The sequence below is a fragment of the Psychrobacter sp. 1Y4 genome, assembly GCF_051847555.1.
On the sequence record NZ_JBPYDE010000884.1, the window covers coordinates 1 to 582 of the forward strand.

At 46.0% G+C, this 582-nt stretch carries 1 pseudogene; it reads right to left on the minus strand.

What is annotated here, in order from left to right:
- Nucleotides 1–553, minus strand: a pseudogene (locus ACS8FC_RS19400) (guanosine-3',5'-bis(diphosphate) 3'-pyrophosphohydrolase); the annotation flags it as partial.
- Nucleotides 554–582: the final 29 nt, after the last annotated feature.

A 582-nucleotide genomic window follows, 5' to 3' on the forward strand; every position in this document is an offset into this window, starting at 1 on the left:
GAATTTTGCCGCTATTTTTTATATCATGCTCGTCTGTTTCACCTTGTTTTACAGCATTGTCACTACGCCAACGCAGTTGAATCACCTGATAGGGGTTGTCTTTACGAATGTCGTCAAGCGAAAAGCATTTGTGTCGATGAACGACCAAGCCGTGCCGAGATAAGTGCCCAACGATAGGGTCACCATAGATTGGATGACAGCAGTTAGCAAAATCGAGCTCAACCCCAGAGGCATTGGCGATCAGCTGCTGTGGCTGTGTCATATCTTCGTTGTGTGCTTTGGCTTGCACGTCACTGACTTCATCGTTAAACAAACGAGTGACTACAAGCTGTGGCAGCAGCGTACCGGAGCTTATTTGTTCGAATAGGGTGTTTTTTTCAGTCACACCGCGCCATTCAGTCAGATCTTTCCAGTCATCATCTGTTAGGTCATCGAGCGTTTTTTGATAGGTTTTAAGGGCACGATCTAACGCTTGACGGCCATGATGCTGCTTGTCAGCGGTAGATAAGTCTTTGAACCAACGTAATATCTCTTCACGCGCTTTGTTGGTCACCACAAATCCTAACCATTCTGCTTTTGGTT